General features: G+C 63.9%; 24 protein-coding genes. 15 read left to right on the top strand and 9 right to left on the bottom strand.

Going from position 1 to position 18,246, the window contains the following annotated elements; translation table 11 throughout:
- Window positions 1–2: 2 nt before the first annotated feature.
- The 5 genes from H292_RS0108985 to H292_RS0108965 form a co-directional block, all read right to left on the bottom strand.
- Window positions 3–848, bottom strand: a complete 846-nt coding sequence (locus tag H292_RS0108985) for an ABC transporter permease (RefSeq protein ID WP_027498699.1) — start codon at window positions 846–848, stop codon at window positions 3–5.
- Window positions 845–1,816, bottom strand: a complete 972-nt coding sequence (locus tag H292_RS0108980) for a daunorubicin resistance protein DrrA family ABC transporter ATP-binding protein (RefSeq protein ID WP_020111164.1) — start codon at window positions 1,814–1,816, stop codon at window positions 845–847. Before H292_RS0108980 ends, H292_RS0108985 begins: the two co-directional genes overlap by 4 nt.
- Before the next feature lie 132 nt (window positions 1,817–1,948).
- Window positions 1,949–2,902, bottom strand: coding sequence for an AurF N-oxygenase family protein (locus H292_RS0108975; protein WP_020111163.1), 954 nt, complete (start codon window positions 2,900–2,902; stop codon window positions 1,949–1,951).
- Complete coding sequence (locus tag H292_RS0108970) at window positions 2,899–3,795, bottom strand: prephenate dehydrogenase dimerization domain-containing protein (protein WP_020111162.1); 897 nt, start codon at window positions 3,793–3,795, stop codon at window positions 2,899–2,901. Before H292_RS0108970 ends, H292_RS0108975 begins: the two co-directional genes overlap by 4 nt.
- Window positions 3,796–3,805: 10 nt before the next feature.
- Window positions 3,806–4,291, bottom strand: coding sequence for a hotdog fold domain-containing protein (locus H292_RS0108965; protein WP_020111161.1), 486 nt, complete (start codon window positions 4,289–4,291; stop codon window positions 3,806–3,808).
- Window positions 4,292–4,763: 472 nt separating this feature from the next.
- Between H292_RS0108965 and rpsJ the strand changes: the two genes are divergently transcribed.
- The 11 genes from rpsJ to rpsQ are packed head-to-tail and all read left to right on the top strand — an operon-like array spanning window position 4,764 to window position 10,047.
- Window positions 4,764–5,069, top strand: a complete 306-nt coding sequence (gene rpsJ / locus H292_RS0108960) for a 30S ribosomal protein S10 (protein ID WP_003938093.1) — start codon at window positions 4,764–4,766, stop codon at window positions 5,067–5,069.
- A 14-nt stretch (window positions 5,070–5,083) separates the two neighbouring features.
- Window positions 5,084–5,749: a 50S ribosomal protein L3 gene (gene rplC, locus H292_RS0108955; protein WP_026347512.1), complete on the top strand. Its 666-nt coding sequence runs from the start codon at window positions 5,084–5,086 to the stop codon at window positions 5,747–5,749.
- Window positions 5,746–6,417, top strand: a complete 672-nt coding sequence (gene rplD / locus H292_RS0108950; protein ID WP_019663545.1) for a 50S ribosomal protein L4 — start codon at window positions 5,746–5,748, stop codon at window positions 6,415–6,417. The genes rplC and rplD overlap by 4 nt, the downstream gene beginning before the upstream one ends.
- The gene (gene rplW, locus H292_RS0108945) at window positions 6,414–6,719 is read left to right on the top strand and encodes a 50S ribosomal protein L23 (RefSeq protein WP_019663546.1); all 306 of its coding nucleotides are present in this window, start codon (window positions 6,414–6,416) and stop codon (window positions 6,717–6,719) included. The genes rplD and rplW overlap by 4 nt, the downstream gene beginning before the upstream one ends.
- A 38-nt stretch (window positions 6,720–6,757) precedes the next feature.
- Window positions 6,758–7,594, top strand: a complete 837-nt coding sequence (gene rplB / locus H292_RS0108940) for a 50S ribosomal protein L2 (RefSeq protein ID WP_019663547.1) — start codon at window positions 6,758–6,760, stop codon at window positions 7,592–7,594.
- 13 nt (window positions 7,595–7,607) lie between these two features.
- Window positions 7,608–7,889, top strand: coding sequence for a 30S ribosomal protein S19 (gene rpsS / locus H292_RS0108935; protein WP_008718309.1), 282 nt, complete (start codon window positions 7,608–7,610; stop codon window positions 7,887–7,889).
- The gene (gene rplV, locus H292_RS0108930) at window positions 7,886–8,305 is read left to right on the top strand and encodes a 50S ribosomal protein L22 (protein WP_019663548.1); all 420 of its coding nucleotides are present in this window, start codon (window positions 7,886–7,888) and stop codon (window positions 8,303–8,305) included. Before rpsS ends, rplV begins: the two co-directional genes overlap by 4 nt.
- Window positions 8,305–9,108, top strand: a complete 804-nt coding sequence (gene rpsC, locus H292_RS0108925; protein ID WP_019663549.1) for a 30S ribosomal protein S3 — start codon at window positions 8,305–8,307, stop codon at window positions 9,106–9,108. The genes rplV and rpsC overlap by 1 nt, the downstream gene beginning before the upstream one ends.
- 2 nt (window positions 9,109–9,110) lie before the next feature.
- Window positions 9,111–9,527 (top strand): 50S ribosomal protein L16, encoded by a 417-nt coding sequence (gene rplP, locus H292_RS0108920; protein ID WP_019663550.1) that lies wholly within the window; start codon window positions 9,111–9,113, stop codon window positions 9,525–9,527.
- Window positions 9,527–9,772 (top strand): 50S ribosomal protein L29, encoded by a 246-nt coding sequence (gene rpmC, locus H292_RS0108915; protein ID WP_019663551.1) that lies wholly within the window; start codon window positions 9,527–9,529, stop codon window positions 9,770–9,772. Before rplP ends, rpmC begins: the two co-directional genes overlap by 1 nt.
- Window positions 9,769–10,047 (top strand): 30S ribosomal protein S17, encoded by a 279-nt coding sequence (gene rpsQ, locus H292_RS0108910; RefSeq protein ID WP_019663552.1) that lies wholly within the window; start codon window positions 9,769–9,771, stop codon window positions 10,045–10,047. The genes rpmC and rpsQ overlap by 4 nt, the downstream gene beginning before the upstream one ends.
- A gap of 75 nt (window positions 10,048–10,122) precedes the next feature.
- Here the strand turns inward: rpsQ and H292_RS0108905 are convergent, their stop codons facing one another.
- The 4 genes from H292_RS0108905 to H292_RS0108890 all read right to left on the bottom strand — a co-directional run bounded on the left by H292_RS0108905 (window position 10,123) and on the right by H292_RS0108890 (window position 16,395).
- A complete protein-coding gene (locus tag H292_RS0108905; protein ID WP_020111160.1) occupies window positions 10,123–13,287 on the bottom strand; it encodes a helicase HerA domain-containing protein in 3,165 nt (1,054 codons plus the stop codon).
- Window positions 13,284–13,931, bottom strand: a complete 648-nt coding sequence (locus H292_RS0108900; protein WP_020111159.1) for a hypothetical protein — start codon at window positions 13,929–13,931, stop codon at window positions 13,284–13,286. The genes H292_RS0108905 and H292_RS0108900 overlap by 4 nt, the downstream gene beginning before the upstream one ends.
- A gap of 3 nt (window positions 13,932–13,934) precedes the next feature.
- Window positions 13,935–14,981, bottom strand: a complete 1,047-nt coding sequence (locus tag H292_RS0108895) for an endonuclease domain-containing protein (RefSeq protein WP_020111158.1) — start codon at window positions 14,979–14,981, stop codon at window positions 13,935–13,937.
- 82 nt (window positions 14,982–15,063) lie between these two features.
- Entirely contained in the window at window positions 15,064–16,395 is a 1,332-nt protein-coding gene (locus H292_RS0108890; protein ID WP_027498698.1) for an AIM24 family protein, read from the bottom strand.
- 248 nt (window positions 16,396–16,643) lie between these two features.
- Here H292_RS0108890 and rplN point away from each other — a divergent pair, with 248 nt between their 5' ends.
- Genes rplN through H292_RS0108870 form a run of 4 tightly spaced genes read left to right on the top strand, consistent with a single transcriptional unit; the run spans window position 16,644 to window position 18,085 of the window.
- Entirely contained in the window at window positions 16,644–17,012 is a 369-nt protein-coding gene (gene rplN, locus H292_RS0108885) for a 50S ribosomal protein L14 (RefSeq protein ID WP_008718280.1), read from the top strand.
- Entirely contained in the window at window positions 17,013–17,330 is a 318-nt protein-coding gene (gene rplX, locus H292_RS0108880) for a 50S ribosomal protein L24 (RefSeq protein WP_019663557.1), read from the top strand.
- A 1-nt stretch (window position 17,331) separates the two neighbouring features.
- Complete coding sequence (rplE, locus tag H292_RS0108875) at window positions 17,332–17,895, top strand: 50S ribosomal protein L5 (RefSeq protein ID WP_019663558.1); 564 nt, start codon at window positions 17,332–17,334, stop codon at window positions 17,893–17,895.
- 4 nt (window positions 17,896–17,899) lie between these two features.
- Window positions 17,900–18,085, top strand: coding sequence for a type Z 30S ribosomal protein S14 (locus tag H292_RS0108870; RefSeq protein WP_019663559.1), 186 nt, complete (start codon window positions 17,900–17,902; stop codon window positions 18,083–18,085).
- The last annotated feature ends 161 nt before the right edge of the window (window positions 18,086–18,246 follow it).

Raw genomic sequence — 18,246 nt, 5'->3', positions numbered from 1 at the left:
GATCAGTCTCTCCGTCGCAGGCTCGCCCACAGGGCAAGTGGAACGAGCACAAGGGTAAGGCCGACGATCCAGAGAACGGCGGGGAGCACGACCGACAGCTGGACTGTCCCGTCGGCCATGTCCCTCATCGCTGCCGCGAACTGTGAAATCGGCTGATTACGCACGAACGGGCGAATCCACTCGGGAAAGCCGGACTCCGGAACGAACCCTGTCGACGCCATACCCAGGATCAACTGCGGCAACGTCAGCGCCTGACTGGTGGCTTCCGGGCTCTTCGAGAGAGTTCCGATCGCATCGGCGCCGAAGGACAGCACGGTACTGATTGCCAGCGCCATGGCGCCGAACATGACGGCCTGGTCGAACCCCGCGCTGAATCGAAACCCGATGACGTGCCCGTAGATCAGAGCGGCAGTCAGAGTCACCGTCGACCGGAGGAACGCACTCGTCATTCGTGCCATGAGAGGAGCGCCGATGACGACCGGCATGGTCTTCAGGCGGGTGGACAGACCCGTCAGGGTCTCCGTCGAGGCTCGCTGCGCCGAGGAAATCGCAGTGAACGCCATTGCCTGCAGAACGATGATCGGCATGAGGAACTGCGCGTAGTCGATCCCCTGGAACTGCATGACGAACTTCAGCGGCAGGAAGAAGCCCAGCGTGAAGATCAGGGGTGCGAGGACTGCGATGAACAGCTCACCTTTGCGGACCATGGTTCGGACTGTCCGCGCGGTGAGGACTTTCCACTGTACGAACCCCGAGGGCTCGAAACGAGCCTTGGCACGGGTGCGGCCGGTCGGCGTTGCCGAGGTCGAGGCAGCAGCCACTGTCGAGTCTCGAGAAGTCGTGGTCACTGCGTGGCGGCGGTGTTGGAGTGGCCGGTCAGGGAGAGAAAGACGTCGTCCAGAGACGGCCGGCGCAGTGCGATGTCCGCCAAGGGAATGCCTGCATGGTCGATTCGACGAAGAACCTCGGACAAAGTGGCAGCACCGTCCGGAGCAGGGATGGAGACGCGGTCTGCGCCGGGCGCGAGTTCCCGTGCCACGACGCCGGGCACCAATTCGCCCAGAATCCTCACAACCTCCGGCAGGCGATTCGGATCGACCGGGACAACTTCACAGAAGTTGCCTCCCGTCATCGCCTTGAGCTGATCCGACGTTCCCTCCGCGATCACCGTTCCCTTGTCGATGACGATGATGTTGTCGCTCAGAACGTCGGCTTCCTCCAGGTACTGCGTGGTGAGCAGCACGGTGATGCCCTGCGCTTTGAGTGCCTCGACCAGTGACCAGACGCCCTGACGGCTGCGCGGATCCAGCCCCGTCGTCGGTTCGTCGAGAAACACGACCTCCGGACGAACGACCAGACCACATGCGATGTCGATGCGGCGGCGCATTCCACCGGAGTATCCGCGCACCGGTCGTTTGCCGGTGTCCGCCAGGTCGAATTCCTCGAGCAACGCGTGGGCGCGGGCCTTCGACGCCTTCTTGTCCAGGCCCATCAGTCGACCGAACAGCTCGATGTTCTCCCGTCCGGACAGAGTGTCGTCGAGGGCGGCGTACTGGCCCGTCATCATGATGGACCTGCGGACCGCAGGTGCATCGGTCACGACGTCGTGGCCCGCGACGAGTGCCCTGCCGGTGTCCGGTTTGATCAGTGTCGCCAGAACTTTGACCGTGGTCGTCTTACCAGCGCCGTTGGGGCCGAGTATTCCGAGAACGGTCCCCTTGGGAGCCGAGAAGCTGATGCCTCGGAGGGCGTGCACGTCGTCGAAAGATTTGTGGACGTCTTCGACCAGTACAGCTACGTCCTCGGGAAAGGGCATCGATACTCCGTGCGGTCGGTGGTGCAGTCGGATTCTTCGGAAGGCGAGATTCGGTGAGCGCGTACCCGTCAGTTCAATCCAGGCACCGGACCGAAATGTTACCTGCCGGGAAAGATGGCGATTTCACATCGCTCACGACCACTCGATTCCTATTTCGTCCTCGACGTCCAGTTCGCGGCACAGTGATCGAATGCCGCTGTAGTCCTGGACGAGGTGATCCCGGCTCCCGTCGTCGACGATGTCTCGAAGCATTGTCTCGAAGCCGTCGACCTTCTCGGCTCGAAGAATAGCTTCCCACGTCGAGAAGTCCGTGCCCGAGAACGCTCTCATGCCCTGGGCGAGGCCGTCGAGGAACACTCTCCGATCGCCGTCGTCCAGTGTGCCGAAGACGATCTTGGCCATCTCGTCGGCGATCGAGGCATGGCAGTACTCGTCGCGATTGTGGAGCTTCACCGTTGCGCGATTCACCGGTTGGATGATGTCGTCGTCCTCGATCAAGTCCAGGTAGGAGGTTATCGAGATCTCCGCGACAGTCGTGTACGCGAGGGCGCTCAATGCAGCAGCTCCGGAGTTCGCCGCACCGAGCTGCGCGGCGCGTTGGGCACGGACTGTCGCGCTGAACGGGAGTTGTCGCTCGGGCATCGCCCATCCGCGCTGACGACGGGTGAGCGCGCTCGCGTTCAGGTGCATGAGGGTGTGGTACTGCTCGTCGACCATCGCCTGCGTGACAGCGATCGCGAGGACGTCACCCATTCCGGTGTCGAACACGTCCTGGGCAAGGAGTGAGAAGCCCGGATTGACCACGTGCTGTTCCACGTCCATGACGTTCTTGTTGAACGCGATCCAGCCCCAGGCCCGGATCCGTTTCCGCTTCTCGTCCGGCAGCGAGAGGTACACGTCGTGTTCCGCAAACGGGATCAGAGCTTCCGGGAAGTCGTGCTTGGCATGATCGAACAGGTCGTCCAGATCGGGTTCGGGCTTCTTGACCGTGGCCCGATTGGCCCAGTTGCCGGCCAGCCTCGACACGATCGCGCTCTCCACTGGATCATCCGGGTCGAACTCGGGCAGTGATGGATTGTCGATCATGACCGGTTCTCCTCACGTCCTTGTTCTCGCACGATACCGAAGAGTGCAGCGCAGAGAGCCGCGTATCCGGCGGGATCGGGTAGGCCCGACTCGGCGCGATCGAGGAACTTCTCGAAGTCAGGCACTACGCCGTCCTCGACGACCGAATTCAACTCGGACATCGCCGACGCCAGCGCGGACCGCGCGGTCACCGCATGGGGGTTTCCGGATTGCACATCCCAGTAGACCTCCGGTTCACCGCCCGTCACCCGAGCCAGTAATGCCAAGGCGGTACGAGCAGGGGGAGGGGCGAGAGCGTGCACGAGCGCCGGGTCGACGTCGAGCGAGGCGAGAGCAGATCCGAACGCCAGCACAGCAGCGTGGGTCAGAGCCTGCGTTGCGGCAGCCACCCGGTCGTGCTCGTCGGCGTTCACTCGCACGATCAGCCCGCCCCACGTTTCGAGACGAGCAAGAAATTCGCCGACGCGGGGGCCGTCCCGGTGGACGACCGCCGCGACAGGGCGTCCGTCCATCCCGAGGGACGGAGCGAACATCGGATTGATACCGAGCACGGAGGCCTGCGTCCACCGAGCCTCGACCGAGGAGGCGAATCGGGACTTCACCGACAGTGTTTCGACCAGCAGTATGTCCCGGCCGGAATCCGGTACCTGCGCGGCAAGAGCTACCGATTCCGGGACCGCCAGGACGACGACGGTCGTCGACGCCAACAACTCGCGGAGAGTGTCGTCCGGATCGACGATGTTGCCCTGCACATGGTCACAGCCGTGCTGCGGATCGCCGGTTGCGTCGACATCCACGGTGACGACGGACAGCCCGTCGGAGACGAGGAGCCCGGCCAGAAGGGTGCCGACGGCTCCACGGCCACCGACCACGACAGCGTCATACGACTTCATTCGTCGAGTATCACCGCTGTCGGCTCGCGGCGGAGATCCAGATGGTGATGTTCGCGTGGACGACCTCGACTCCGGCGCTGTCGCGAATCGACACGGGCACGACGACGTCCGAACCCTCCGTGACGGTTGCCCAATCGGGTGAATCGAGCAGGGCTACCGCGGTCAGTGATGTGGTGGCCTTGGTCAGATAGCGCACCGTCATCTCCTTCGGGATCCAGCGATGCGTCGGTGGCACCGTCGCTTCGGCGAGCATGCCCATGGCCACCTCGGCGAGATTGCACGCGGCGATCGCGTGAAATGTGCCCAAGTGGTTCCTGATTCCCCACCACTTCGGGGCAGTCACCTCGCAACGACCTGGCTCGAGGGACTTCACGCGGGGGAGGACGGATCCGAAGTACGGGACCCTGAGACACATGCCGATCGAGAAGATCGTCTGCCCGACGACGTTGTCGGGGAGCTTCTTCCACAGGCCGTAGGTAGTACTGGTGGCGGTCATACTCGCATCTTACTGCCGAGTAAGGTGCGAGCGGCGAATGCGCATAGGGAGGGATTTGTGCTCCGGCGCGGTCTACGGCATACTGGTCGGGTTGCCTGGACACGGGACGCGCTTTCGTGCGGCCTGCGCCAGGTAAGAGCAGAACAGGACCAGCACTCCGCGTGAGTGCGTTCGGTTTGCCGGCTCGGAGATGAAGGAACGCCTCGCGCACCCGGTCATCGAAGAAGAGCAAGCGGAAAGAAGTGTCAGTAGAAATACGACACGCCCGACCGCGTGGACCGGAGAACCATGACAGATGAACAGCGGCAACGGATCGGGTCTTTCCTGATCGCCAACGTTCGGTTCGTCGTGTGAGCACGAGGGCAGTTCGAGTCTCTTCGGTTTTCGCCGAGCGGCTCGGGGACTGTGCAGACGAGGTGGAGCAGGCCACAAGGCCGGCTTCACGACAAGCGGCAAGAAAAGGACACTAAGCGTGGCGGGACAAAAGATCCGCATCAGGCTCAAGGCCTACGACCACGAGGCGATCGACGCGTCAGCGCGCAAGATCGTCGAGACGGTCACCCGTACGGGTGCCCGCGTCGTCGGACCGGTGCCGTTGCCGACCGAAAAGAACGTGTACTGCGTCATCCGTTCGCCCCATAAGTACAAGGATTCGCGCGAACACTTCGAGATGCGTACTCACAAGCGGCTCATTGACATCCTCGACCCGACGCCGAAGACGGTCGACGCGCTCATGCGCATCGATCTGCCTGCCAGTGTCGACGTCAACATCCAGTGAGCGCGGAGACAACGATGACTGATAACAAGAATCGGCCTGCCACAGGCATTCTGGGCACCAAGCTCGGAATGACTCAGGTCTTCGACGAGAACAACCGCGTCGTTCCCGTGACCGTGATCAAGGCCGGACCCAACGTGGTCACCCAGATCCGCACGCAGGAGCGCGACGGCTACAGCGCCGTCCAGGTCGCCTTCGGCGCGATCGATCCCCGCAAGGTGAACAAGCCGACCACCGGCCAGTTCGAGAAGGCAGGCGTCACGCCTCGCCGCCATGTCGTGGAGATCCGCGTCGCCGACGCCTCGCAGTTCGAGGTCGGCCAGGAGCTCACCGCTGCAGTGTTCGAGGACGGCGCTTTCGTCGACGTCACCGGCACCAGCAAGGGCAAGGGCTTCGCAGGCACCATGAAGCGCCACGGATTCAAGGGCCAGGGCGCAAGCCACGGCGCCCAGGCCGTGCACCGTCGTCCGGGATCCATCGGCGGTTGCGCCACTCCCGGTCGCGTCTTCAAGGGAATGCGTATGTCCGGCCGCATGGGTGGCGACCGCGTTACCACGCAGAACCTCTCGGTCCACAAGGTGGACAGCGAGAACGGTCTGCTCTTGATCAAGGGAGCAATCCCGGGCCGTCGCGGCAATGTCGTGATCGTCAAGTCTGCATTGAAGGGTGGTGCTCGGGCATGACCAGCCTCGAGAAGAAGACCAACCTGACGCTCGACGTCAAGGAAGCCGGCGGCAAGACCAACGGCACCGTCGATCTCCCCGCCGAGATCTTCGATGCGCCTGCCAACATCGCGCTTCTGCACCAGGTCGTCGTGGCTCAGCTCGCTGCTGCTCGTCAGGGAACTCACTCCACGAAGACTCGTGGCGAGGTTCGCGGTGGCGGCAAGAAGCCGTACCGGCAGAAGGGCACCGGCCGGGCTCGTCAGGGCTCGACTCGCGCTCCCCAGTTCGTCGGCGGAGGCACGGTCCACGGACCGCAGCCGCGCGACTACAGCCAGCGCACCCCGAAGAAGATGAAGGCAGCTGCACTGCGCGGCGCCCTCTCCGATCGGGTTCGCAGCGAGCGTCTGCACGTGATCACCGAACTGGTTGCCGGACAGACTCCGTCGACCAAGGTCGCGAAGTCCTTCCTCGGTGAGATCTCCGATCGCAAGAAGCTTCTTCTTGTTGTCGGCCGCGAGGACGTTGCAGCGTGGAAGAGCGTTCAGAACCTGGACGGCGTGCACCCCATCGCACCCGATCAGCTCAACACGTACGACGTGCTCGAAGCCGATGACGTCGTCTTCAGCGTGGAAGCGCTGAACACGTTCATCGCAGGGCCTGCGAAGAACGAGGAGGGAAGCAAGTGACCACCATCGCCGATCCCCGCGACATCCTGCTTGCACCGGTCATCTCCGAGAAGTCCTACGGACTGATCGAGGAAGGCACCTACACCTTCCTGGTGCACCCGGATTCGAACAAGACGCAGATCAAGATTGCCGTCGAGAAGATCTTCGACGTCACCGTGACCAGCGTCAACACGCAGAACCGTCAGGGCAAGCGCAAGCGGACCCGCACCGGTTACGGCAAGCGCAAGGACACCAAGCGCGCGCTCGTGACGCTCTCCGCCGACAGCAAGCCCATCGAGATCTTCGGAGGTCCGGTCGCGTAAGCGACTGGGACTCTTCGGATATAAGGACGAGAAGACTCATGGCAATCCGTAAGTACAAGCCGACCACTCCGGGCCGCCGCGGCGCCAGTGTCTCCGATTTCGCGGAGATCACTCGCAGCACGCCCGAGAAGTCGCTGATTCGCCCCCTGCACGGTCGCGGTGGACGTAACGCACACGGTCGTATCACCACCCGGCACAAGGGTGGCGGTCACAAGCGTGCATACCGTCTGATCGATTTCCGTCGCAACGACAAGGACGGCGTGCCGGCCAAGGTCGCTCACATCGAGTACGACCCCAACCGCACCGCCAACATCGCACTGCTGCATTACGCAGACGGCGAGAAGCGCTACATCGTCGCCCCCAAGGGCATCGCTCAGGGTTCGCCCATCGAGCAGGGTGCAGGCGCCGACATCAAGCCGGGCAACAACCTGCCGCTGCGCAACATCCCGACGGGTACGACCGTTCACGCGGTCGAGCTTCGTCCGGGCGGCGGCGCGAAGATGGCACGTTCGGCCGGCGCGAGCATCCAGCTCCTCGGTAAGGAAGGCCCCTACGCGACGCTGCGTATGCCGTCCGGCGAGATCCGTCGCGTCGATGTGCGCTGCCGCGCAACCGTCGGCGAGGTCGGCAACGCCGAGCAGTCGAACATCAACTGGGGTAAAGCCGGCCGTATGCGTTGGAAGGGCAAGCGCCCGACCGTTCGTGGTGTCGTGATGAACCCGGTCGACCACCCGCACGGTGGTGGCGAGGGCAAGACCTCCGGTGGACGCCACCCGGTCAGCCCCTGGGGACAGCCTGAAGGCCGTACCCGCAAGAACAAGGCGAGCGACAAGCTGATCGTCCGTCGTCGTCGTACCGGCAAGAACAAGCGCTAGGAGGGAGTTCAGAATGCCACGCAGCCTGAAGAAAGGCCCGTTCGTAGACGATCACCTCCTCGCGAAGGTTGACGTCCAGAACGACAAGGGAACCAAGCAGGTCATCAAGACCTGGTCCCGTCGATCGACAATTCTCCCCGACTTCATCGGTCACACCTTCGCCGTCCACGACGGTCGCAAGCACGTGCCGGTGTTCGTGTCCGACTCGATGGTCGGCCACAAGCTCGGAGAGTTCGCACCGACCCGCACGTTCAAGGGTCACATCAAGGACGACCGGAAGGCGAAGAGGCGATGAGCAACACCGAAACCGCCAACCCGACTGCCAAGGCCGTCGCGAAGCACGTCAGCGTCACGCCCATGAAGGCTCGTCGCGTCGTGGATCTGGTTCGCGGGCGCTCCGTCGAGGACGCGCTCAACATCCTGAAGTTCGCGCCGCAGGCAGCCAGCGAGCCGGTCGCCAAGGTGATCGCCTCCGCAGCGGCCAACGCAGAGAACAACCTGGATCTCGACCCCAGCACGCTGATCGTCGCGACCGCGTTCGTCGACGAGGGCAAGACGGGCAAGCGTTTCCAGCCGCGCGCTCAGGGTCGTGCTTTCCGGATCCGCAAGCGCACCAGCCACATCACGGTGATCGTCGAGAGCCTGCCCAAGACCGGCGGAACAAGTCGTAACCGTCGTAAGGGCCAGGCGTCCAAGGAAGGGGCTCAGTAGTGGGTCAGAAAATCAACCCGCACGGCTTCCGCTTGGGTATCACCACTGACTGGAAGTCGCGCTGGTACGCAGACAAGCAGTACTCGGAGTACGTCAAGGAAGACGTCGCCATCCGCAAGCTCCTCGCCACCGGCATGGAGCGCGCAGGTATCGCGAAGGTCGAGATCGAGCGCACCCGTGACCGTGTTCGCGTGGACATCCACACGGCACGTCCGGGCATCGTCATCGGTCGTCGTGGCGCCGAGGCCGACCGCATCCGCGGAGCTCTCGAGAAGCTGACCGGCAAGCAGGTCCAGCTGAACATCCTCGAGGTCAAGAACGCCGAGTCCGAGGCTCAGCTCGTGGCCCAGGGTGTAGCAGAGCAGCTCAGCAACCGCGTCGCTTTCCGTCGTGCAATGCGTAAGGCCATCCAGTCGGCCATGCGTCAGCCGAACGTCAAGGGCATCCGTGTCCAGTGCTCCGGCCGTCTCGGCGGCGCCGAGATGTCTCGCTCGGAGTTCTACCGCGAAGGCCGTGTGCCCCTGCACACCCTCCGTGCGGACATCGACTACGGCTTGTACGAGGCAAAGACCACCTTCGGCCGTATCGGCGTGAAGGTCTGGATCTACAAGGGCGACATCGTCGGTGGCCGTCGTGAACTGGCCGCTGCTGCACCTGCTGCAGGCAACGATCGCCCGCGCCGTGAGCGTCCCTCGCGTCCGCGTCGTTCCGGTGCTTCGGGCACCACCGCGACGAGCACCGAGGCAGGCCGTGCGGCATCCGCAGAGGCTCCGGCCTCGACCGAGCCGAATCAGGAGGGCTGACGATGTTGATCCCACGCCGGGTCAAGCACCGGAAGCAGCACCACCCGAAGCGATCGGGTGCGTCCAAGGGCGGCAACCACGTGACGTTCGGTGACTACGGCATCCAGGCTCTCGAGCCCGCCTACATCACCAACCGTCAGATCGAGGCCTCCCGTATCGCGATCACCCGCCACATCAAGCGTGGCGGCAAGGTCTGGATCAACATCTTCCCGGACCGTCCGCTCACCAAGAAGCCTGCCGAGACCCGAATGGGTTCCGGTAAGGGTTCGCCCGAGTGGTGGGTCGCGAACGTCAAGCCGGGTCGCGTGCTCTTCGAGCTCTCGTTCCCCGACGAGGCCGTCGCACGTCAGGCCCTGACGCGCGCAATCCACAAGCTGCCGATGAAGGCACGCATCATCACCAGGGAGGAGCAGTTCTGATGGCTACCGGAACCCCAGCCGCAGAGCTCCGCGAGCTCACCGGTGAAGAGCTGGTCACCAAGCTGCGTGAGTCGAAGGAAGAGCTGTTCAACCTTCGCTTCCAGATGGCTACCGGCCAGCTGGACAACAACCGTCGACTGCGCACCGTTCGTCACGAGATCGCGCGCATCTACACCGTCCTGCGTGAGCGTGAGCTCGGTCTGGCCACAGGTCCTGCCGACGACACTGCAGGTGACGCGGCATGAGCGAGGAAAAGACTGTGACTGAAGGACGCAACAACCGCAAGACCCGCATCGGATACGTCGTATCCGACAAGATGGAGAAGACGATCGTGGTCGAGCTGGAAGACAGGGTCAAGCACCCTCTCTACAGCAAGGTCATCCGTCGGACCACCAAGGTCAAGGCACATGACGAGAAGGGCGACGCCGGCGTAGGCGATCGCGTTCAGCTCATGGAGACCCGCCCGCTGTCCGCCACGAAGCACTGGCGACTGGTCGAGGTCCTCGAAAAGGCCAAGTAAGCATTCACTGCTGCGAAAAAGCCCACTTCCCTTCGGAAGTGGGCTTTTTCGTGTTTCGCTGCTTCGGACTCCGCATCAGCCCCGCGCGATGAGCAGAACCTCTTCTTCGGTCGGCGGACTCTTCGGGTGGTATGTCAGGCAGAGGGGAGTGGCGGTGCGACGGAACTCCGTCCCTTCGATCGCGGCGTAGAACTGCCCTGCGGGCAGGCGCCCGACATCGGGAACATGTCCTCCCTTCACCCGCGCCATCTCCTTGGCGGCCTCCACGTGGGACGGGCTGTTGAGCAACCCGTAGAACTGGGTCGACGCGTTGCCGGCTATGCGGTTGTGCAGCCCCTTCGGAGACTGAGTGGCGTACACGAGCCCCAATCCGTACTTCCGCGCCTGCGACGCGAGGGCCAAGGTGCTCTGCGTTGCCGGGGTCGATCGATCCGATGGCGCGAAGTTCTGAGCCTCGTCCATGACGAACAACCCGCCCAGGGGGCGATCGCCTGCCGGATTTTTCTTGATCCACGCGAACAGCCCCATTTGAAGCTGGTTGACGAAGCTGTGCTTTTGTTCGTCGGTCGTCAAACCCGAGAGGTTGATGACCGAGACCCGAGCCTTCTTGCCGTCGGCTGGTGTCAGTAACACTGCCGGGTCGATCGGCGTTCCCGAGCCCGCGAACATCGGATCGTTGGCCGACGCAGCCTTCAGGTTCTCCGCGAGGCCTGCGGCGATGCGCACCGCGTCGCGCATCTCGCTCGCGTCCTCGGGAAACTCTTCGAGCAGGTCGATGAAGTCCCCGAGTGTGCCTCCTCGAGAACGCCTTCCGAAACCATCCAGCGCTTGGCGCAGTACGGCTCGTCCGTGCCTCGCCTTCTGTGAGGAACCAATGACCCCCGCGGCGGGTTCGAGCGCAGCCAGCGCAGACTCGACGGAGGCATCGAATTCGTCCGCGTCACCGACAACGCTGGCGAAGTCGGGGAGCGGCTGAAAACTCAACGGGCGACCCGCTGACTTGCGAGGCGTCCACACCACGATGTCGGTGTTGCGTAGGTAGGCGTCGGCCTTGTTCTCGTCACCGGGCGGCCAGGTTCGTTCATCCGAGGGCCAGGGCATACCGAGCCGGGCCAAGTCGTTGTTCACGTCGAGAACGATTGCCGAGACACCCTGCAGGGCACATTCTTCGATCAGTCTCCGTATCAGCACCGTTTTTCCCGATCCGGAGCCGGCGAAGATCGCGGTGTGCTTGCGTAGCGCTTCGAGTGGGACCGTGACGTCGGCATTGGTACTGGTTTCCTGGCCGATGACGATCTTGTTCGGTTCGGTTGCAGAGCGGTCTCGAGGAGGAACAGCGTCGGCCGCCGCTGTATCGACAACGGCCGTTCCGTTTCCGTCAGCGGCGGCGGGCGGTGCGATCAGTGCAGTCTCGTCGTCGACGACACTCACTTCGGGGAGAACCGTCCGGAACAGATCTATGGAGTGCGCCGGTTTCCGGGCGAGGAGCCACGACGTCAGGGCAGGCGCGTTTTCCGCAAGCAGGACGCCCAACGCGGTCAGCGCACGTCGATCGTCGTCGCCGAGTCGAACTTCGACTCCACCGGCGCGTCGGAGCGCAGCGATGGTTTGCGCGGTTTTCGCCCCGGACGGCCACGGCTCGTTACGAATCAGGATCAGCCGTCTCCGCGGCATGTCGATGTGAAGTCCTGCCGTGGTGACGGCGCGTTCGACGCGAGCGAGTGCAGCCCGAGCGTTGGGAGACGTGACGGCGCGGAAGCACCAGTGCTCCTCGTCGTCGGTGTCGGTGTCGACGGTATGACGAAGGCGAGCGTGCAGGGCGGGCTTGCCACTGGGCGGAGGATCCTGAGCGAGACTGTCGTCGGAGCTCTGATGTTCGTGAATCCACGCGGTCAAACCGGAGGTCAGCAGGGCGGGTACGACTGAATCTTCGCTGTCGGGCGACAACGGCACGGACACGTCGGCGTTGTTCACCAGGTCCGCATAGTGCTCGTCGAGAGCCAGGAGCTCACTCGCAGGAGCGACCAACGTGGTTGCCGTCGCCCCGCTCCGGTCCGCAAAGCTGGTCAGTTCCGACGCCGTGGCTGTGTCGAGGCAGTGGCGAATGTGCCGATCCACCGCGATCAGAAGTTGGCGCGGCGTGAAGTCCGGGGCCTGTTCGAATGCCTCGGGAGCGACCGGCCACGTCGGATGAGGAGGCGCGAAGCCCGCCTCGTCGAAGCACGCCGCGAGACGTCGGCCCAGAAGCAGACGGCCGACCTCCGACGACGGAATCGGCTTGAGCGGTTGCATGACCCGGAAGCGATCCTGCACCGGCGCCACGCCGCGCGCCGCGATCAGCTCCCACGCACTGGACAGCGCCGACAAGATCGACGCCGTTCGAGGCAGGGTCTCGCGTAGGGACATCAGGCCGTGAGCGAGGTGCTCGACGACCTTGTCCTCCTGTGCTTCGGCGAATGCCTGATCGGTTCCGGTCCTGGCCTGCGCAACGAGCGTGTCGATCTGGTCGATCGCCAACACCGTGGGTCCGGTGATCGCAAGCAAACGCGAGATGTTCTCCGCAATACCCTGGTGGCCGAGCTCGGCCCGGCGAATACCCCACTCGGAGAATTCTTCGGGATCGACGTCGTCGATGGACTGCAGGTACGCATCGCCCAGATCCTGGACGGACGAGTCGGGTGCGATGGACAACACGAGCGCTCGCAGCGTGTGCTGCGAAGTACGACGATGCCGAGGATGCGCCTTGTACAACGCAGTCACGAACGCGTTCAACGTATCTGCGTCGATCATCGACTCGCCCATGACCTTGCTGCGCTCTGAATCGGCCAGTCCGGCGATGGCGGTCAATCGCCTCAACAGAAGTGCGAGCTGGCTGTCCGACCCATCGCCCGACGGCCGCATCAGGTCGTCCAACATGCCCATGAGCGTCGACCGCCAGAATGCTGCGGCGTCGAGGAGCCGGATGAGGAAGAAATACCCGCCCTTCGCCTGAACTTCCTCCCGCACCTGACCGAGGAGATGAGTCTTACCGGAGCCGGCAGGACCGCGAACCACGACGCCGAGCGGGCTGGCATCGTCCGAGTGCACGGCATCGTCGTAGGCACGCATGACTTCGGCGAACACCCGCTCGTGCATGCCAGGGACATGAACGTTGGACTGCGATCGCCAGACATCGTCCGGTGTGGGCGCCCAGCTCAGCCTGACCGACTCGAGCGCTCGGATCTGTTGGTCGGCGGTCACAGCTCGATCTCGATCAGGTGATTGCGCTGGTTGCCGACGACGACGGCTGCGGCGTGATCTTCTGCGGTCAACGTTTTCTGATTCTCCTCGGGAATGAGCGATACATCGGGGGCTCGGCGAAGCCGCGCCAGGGCCGCGTCGAGCGCGTCTCGGGGGATGTCGGACAGCTCCGGTCGAAGGCGCGACAAGCGGACCGCGGTGCCAGGTTCCCTGACCAGCCGCGCATACACCTCCCGGATCCGTGTTTCGACCTCGTGATCCGTCGGTGCGTCGCTCGCCGTCGTCGATGCAGCCGCGGCACGAGGCGAGAAGATCTCGGCGGGCCGGGTGTCGGATTCGTCGAACCAGCGACGCAGGCCTGCGAGAACGGTGAAGAGTGCCTTTCCCGGCCCCGACGAACGAGCGGGAGGCGCAGTGCCCATCAGATCAGCACACGCCTTCCAACCCTTGTCGGTCAACTCGAGCGTCATCGACCTCCCGGCACGGCCCACTTCGATGAGGCCCGACTTCGTCAACTTGTCGCGAGAGGCCTTCTTCAGCTCGGGCCCGAGATTGTTCAGCTGTGGATTGGGTACCGCGGTGGCTTCGGCCATGAGAACGAGGAGTACGGCTGCCTCGGTGCCAGTCAGGTCGGCGGTGCTCATCGGTCAATTCCCTCTCGATCGTCGTGCTGTCACTACTCGGCGGATGGCCGCCACCACTTGTTGTGGGTCGGATACGACATGAGCATTGGTGAAACGCAACACGACGTACCCGTGAGTCTGAAGTTGATTGTCGCGCAAGCGGTCCTGCGAGAATCGAACTGCCGCACGGTGTTCGTCACCATCGATCTCGGCCACGACCTTTTCGGCACGCCAGAGTACGTCGACGGTGAACGGTTGCGACAGATCGGAGAGTTTGACCGAACGATTGTGTTCGCGACCTGTAGCCCAGTCGGAGGCGTCGAGCATCCGGTACAGCGTCGTCTCGGGCACGCTGCCCGGGTGCGGGCTTCCTTCGACTGGGGGATAGCCGAGCGGCCGGATTCGATCCACGACGGTGGACACGGTGTCCGAGACCGCGGGCGCCGCCACTCGAACGGTGGGGAATCGGTCGACGGTGTGTGAGCCGGTGCCCGTGAGCCAGACCCCGAGTCGTCCGTGGGCGCACAGCCATTCGGCGGCGGTGGCGACCTCGGTGGGGTCGTGAGAGTCCGTCACGTCGACCACCAAGGCGCATGCATCACGACCATGGGCGGCAGCGATGATTCCTGCCGCTCCCTCGGCCCGTGTCTCGATCGGAAACGCGAGCGGCCGCGGTGGACTCCCGACGACGGCGGCGTCGGCGAGAGCTGCCAGGTACGGTCCGAAATGTGGCCCCGACGCAGCGACTCTGCGTGCAGCGAGTCGCGCGGCGTGCCGGTCGAGGAGCGACGAACCCGAACTCGAGCCTGCGTCGGGAAGCCAAAGCGACGTCAGCTGTACCGCAGCCGATTCCAGCGCGTCGACTACCTCGCCGACGATCGAGGGCGCGGAGGAAACACGGACGGACGACAACGAATAGAACGTCACCGCAGGCGCGGGCGGCGGAAGCGGATCCACCGACTCTGCGAGGCTCCGGTACGTCGAGCCGTGGAGCCGAGTGACCCTGTCCAGCGGTAGAGTCCGCCACCAGTCAGTGTCGTTGTCGCGCGCTGCAGCCGGCAATTCGATCAAGCACGACCCCCTGGTGCTTCGGACTTTTTCCCCACTCCGTGAACCGTACCGAGATATCGGTTTCGGTGCCCACCGCCACCGGTCACCGACCGAGCAGACCACCCAACGCCCCGCCGACCCCCGCCTGCTCTCCGCTTCCGCTGCCACCGATCAAACCGCCCGGAGGCTGTTCCGACGGTTGAACCACGACGAAACCCTGGCCGCCGAACTCCAGGGTGAACCGCTCGCCGGTGCTGCGCCCGATCAATGTCCCAAGCCCGAAAGAATCGTTCTTCTTCACACGGGTGGACAAGCTCGACGACCAGGCAACCGCGGCTTGCGGGTCCGCGAAAGTGGGCTGATCCACCTGGAGAACCACCGGCACACCGTCGGTCGTGATCGCTATCCGCCCACGCCCGGTGAACACACAGTTGAAGAAGCCGGCGTTACCGCCGGACGCAGCACCTTGAACGCGTTTGACGTCGTAGGACAGGCTGGATTCGAACGCCAGCACGTTGGCGCCGTTGATCGTGAGGCCGTCGGTACCGTCGAGGTCGATCAGATGGACGTCCTGAGCCGCGTTGGCGAGAAACAGATCCCCGCGGCCCGAGACTTTCATCAGTGGTACGCCCTCTCCGGACAGCGCCTGCTTCAGCGCACGGCCGAGCCCGCCGGATCCTTTGGCCTCGAACTGAAGATCGCCTTGGTAGGCGACCATCGAACCAGCCCTGGCCATGATCTCGCCGTTCATGCCGACGCGACACATCTTGCTGCCTTGCTTCTGGATACCCGCCCCTGGCACTTCCGCGTGGGCGGGTGCGAACAATTCGCTTCTCATGGGGAGGTGTCCTCCTGATGTCGGGGTCGGGGTCGGGGTCGGGGTCGGTGTCGGAACTGTGATCGGGGCGGGACTCGGGGGGTCGGGCGGCGCGCTGTCGTCGTCGATGGTGATCCCGAACGCGGTCGCGACACCGGCCAAGCCGTCGGTAAAGCCTTGCCCGACGGCACGGATCTTCCAGGCGTCACCGCGTCGGTAGATCTCGAGGCACACGAGTGCATTCTCGGCGCCCAATGCGTCGGCCGGGTACGTGACGACGGTGGTCCCGGTGGAGTCGACGACACTTGTCTCGACGGGCCCGGAGGCAGCAAACGTCGGTGCACCGGTGCCGTCGAGCGAGGCAGTGATGGCCACTGTGTCGACACCTGCGGGAATTCGTTCGGGTTCGACGGTGATCCGGTGCCCGCTCGGATCCCGGTGGTACTGCACTCCGGCGCCGGAAGGCTGGTTGTAGAAGATCAGGTCGTCGTCCGAGCGCACTCTTCCGCCAGCGCCGAGCAGCAGTGCCGATACGTCGACTGTCGCTGAAGTTCGGAGCGTGACAGTCAACGTCCCAGGGGGAGCGGGGCAATTCTCCCCGCGGGCGAGGGTCTTCACGTGTTCCAGTGTGCACGACGTGCGGCGCGGCCCACAGGCGCAGGCCGCCACGCGTCGGGTTACCCGGAGACGTAGTGGATGCGTACGTGTCGACCAGCCACGATTTGGATTCGATCCGGTGCGTCCCCTACACTTGACGGGTTGCCTGTGGCAGCGGTGTGTCTTCGTGCGCCCGCTCCGCGGTAGCCGACCGCGCGTGTCGGGACGGAAATCCGGCACGTATGCACATCCAGGTCTAGGAGAAGTTTGTGATTCAGCAGGAGTCGCGAGTACGCGTTGCTGATAACACGGGCGCGAAGGAAATCCTTTGCATCCGCGTTCTCGGTGGCTCGTCACGTCGCTACGCCGGAATCGGCGACATCATCGTAGCTACGGTGAAGGACGCCATCCCCGGTGGAAACATCAAGAAGGGCGAGGTCGTCAAGGCCGTCATCGTCCGCACCGTCAAGGAGCGTCGTCGCCCGGACGGTTCCTACATCCGTTTCGACGAGAACGCTGCCGTGCTGATCAAGCCGGACAACGACCCTCGCGGAACCCGCATCTTCGGCCCGGTCGGCCGCGAGCTGCGTGAGAAGAAGTTCATGAAGATCGTCTCGCTCGCCCCGGAGGTGCTGTAAATGAAGGTGCACAAGGGCGACACCGTTCTCGTGATCGCCGGCAAGGACAAGGGCGCCAAGGGCAAGGTCATTCAGGCTTACCCCGCTGACTCCAAGGTCCTCGTCGAGGGCGTGAACCGGATCAAGAAGCACACCGCGGTTTCCGCGAACCAGCGTGGCGCATCCTCGGGCGGAATCGTCACGCAGGAAGCCCCGATCCACGTATCGAACGTTGCAGTCATCGACTCGGACGGAAACCCAACTCGCGTGGGCTACCGGACCGACGAAGAGACCGGCAAGCGCGTTCGTGTTTCCCGGAAGAACGGGAAGGACATCTGAGATGACTACCACTGAGAACACGCAGCCCCGGCTGAAGGCGCGCTACCGCGCCGAGATCAAGGACGCCCTGAACACCGAGTTCGCATACGACAACGTCATGCAGATCCCCGGTGTCGTCAAGGTCGTCGTCAACATGGGTGTCGGCGACGCCGCCCGTGACGCGAAGCTGATCAACGGTGCAGTTGCCGACCTGGCAGCGATCACCGGCCAGAAGCCGGAGATCCGCAAGGCCCGCAAGTCCATCGCACAGTTCAAGCTTCGCGAAGGAATGCCCATCGGTGCCCGCGTCACGCTTCGCGGCGACCGCATGTGGGAGTTCCTGGACCGCCTGACTTCCATTGCCCTTCCCCGAATCAGGGACTTCCGCGGCCTGAGCGGCACGCAGTTCGACGGCAACGGCAACTACACGTTCGGCCTCAACGAGCAGTCGATGTTCCACGAGATCGACGTGGACAAGATCGATCGTCCGCGCGGCATGGACATCACCGTGGTGACCACCGCAACCAACAACGAAGAAGGCCGCGCGCTGCTCAAGCACCTCGGCTTCCCGTTCAAGGAGAACTGAGTCCATGGCGAAGAAGGCATTGGTCAACAAGGCCAACAAGAAGCCGAAGTTCGCAGTGCGTGGTTACACGCGTTGCAACCGCTGCGGCCGTCCCCACTCCGTGTTCCGCAAGTTCGGCCTGTGCCGTATCTGCGTTCGCGAAATGGCGCACCGCGGAGAACTCCCCGGCGTTCACAAGAGCTCCTGGTGACCTCCAGGCCCTGAAACGGCGATGTCTCAGGGCCTCGCGTAGTTACCACGCTGACGCATCACGCTGACGGGCGTGGGTTCCGACAGGAACCCACGCCCGTTTTTCGTGTGCGCCCTCTACCTGCACTATCGACCTCGATCGACCCGGCTGCAACGGGTGGA

The organism is Rhodococcus sp. 114MFTsu3.1 (assembly GCF_000383555.1).
Taxonomy (GTDB): Bacteria; Actinomycetota; Actinomycetes; order Mycobacteriales; family Mycobacteriaceae; genus Rhodococcoides; species Rhodococcoides fascians_E.
The sequence above is the reverse complement of the archived record's forward strand: the minus strand, read 5'-3'. Positions and strand labels throughout refer to the sequence as shown.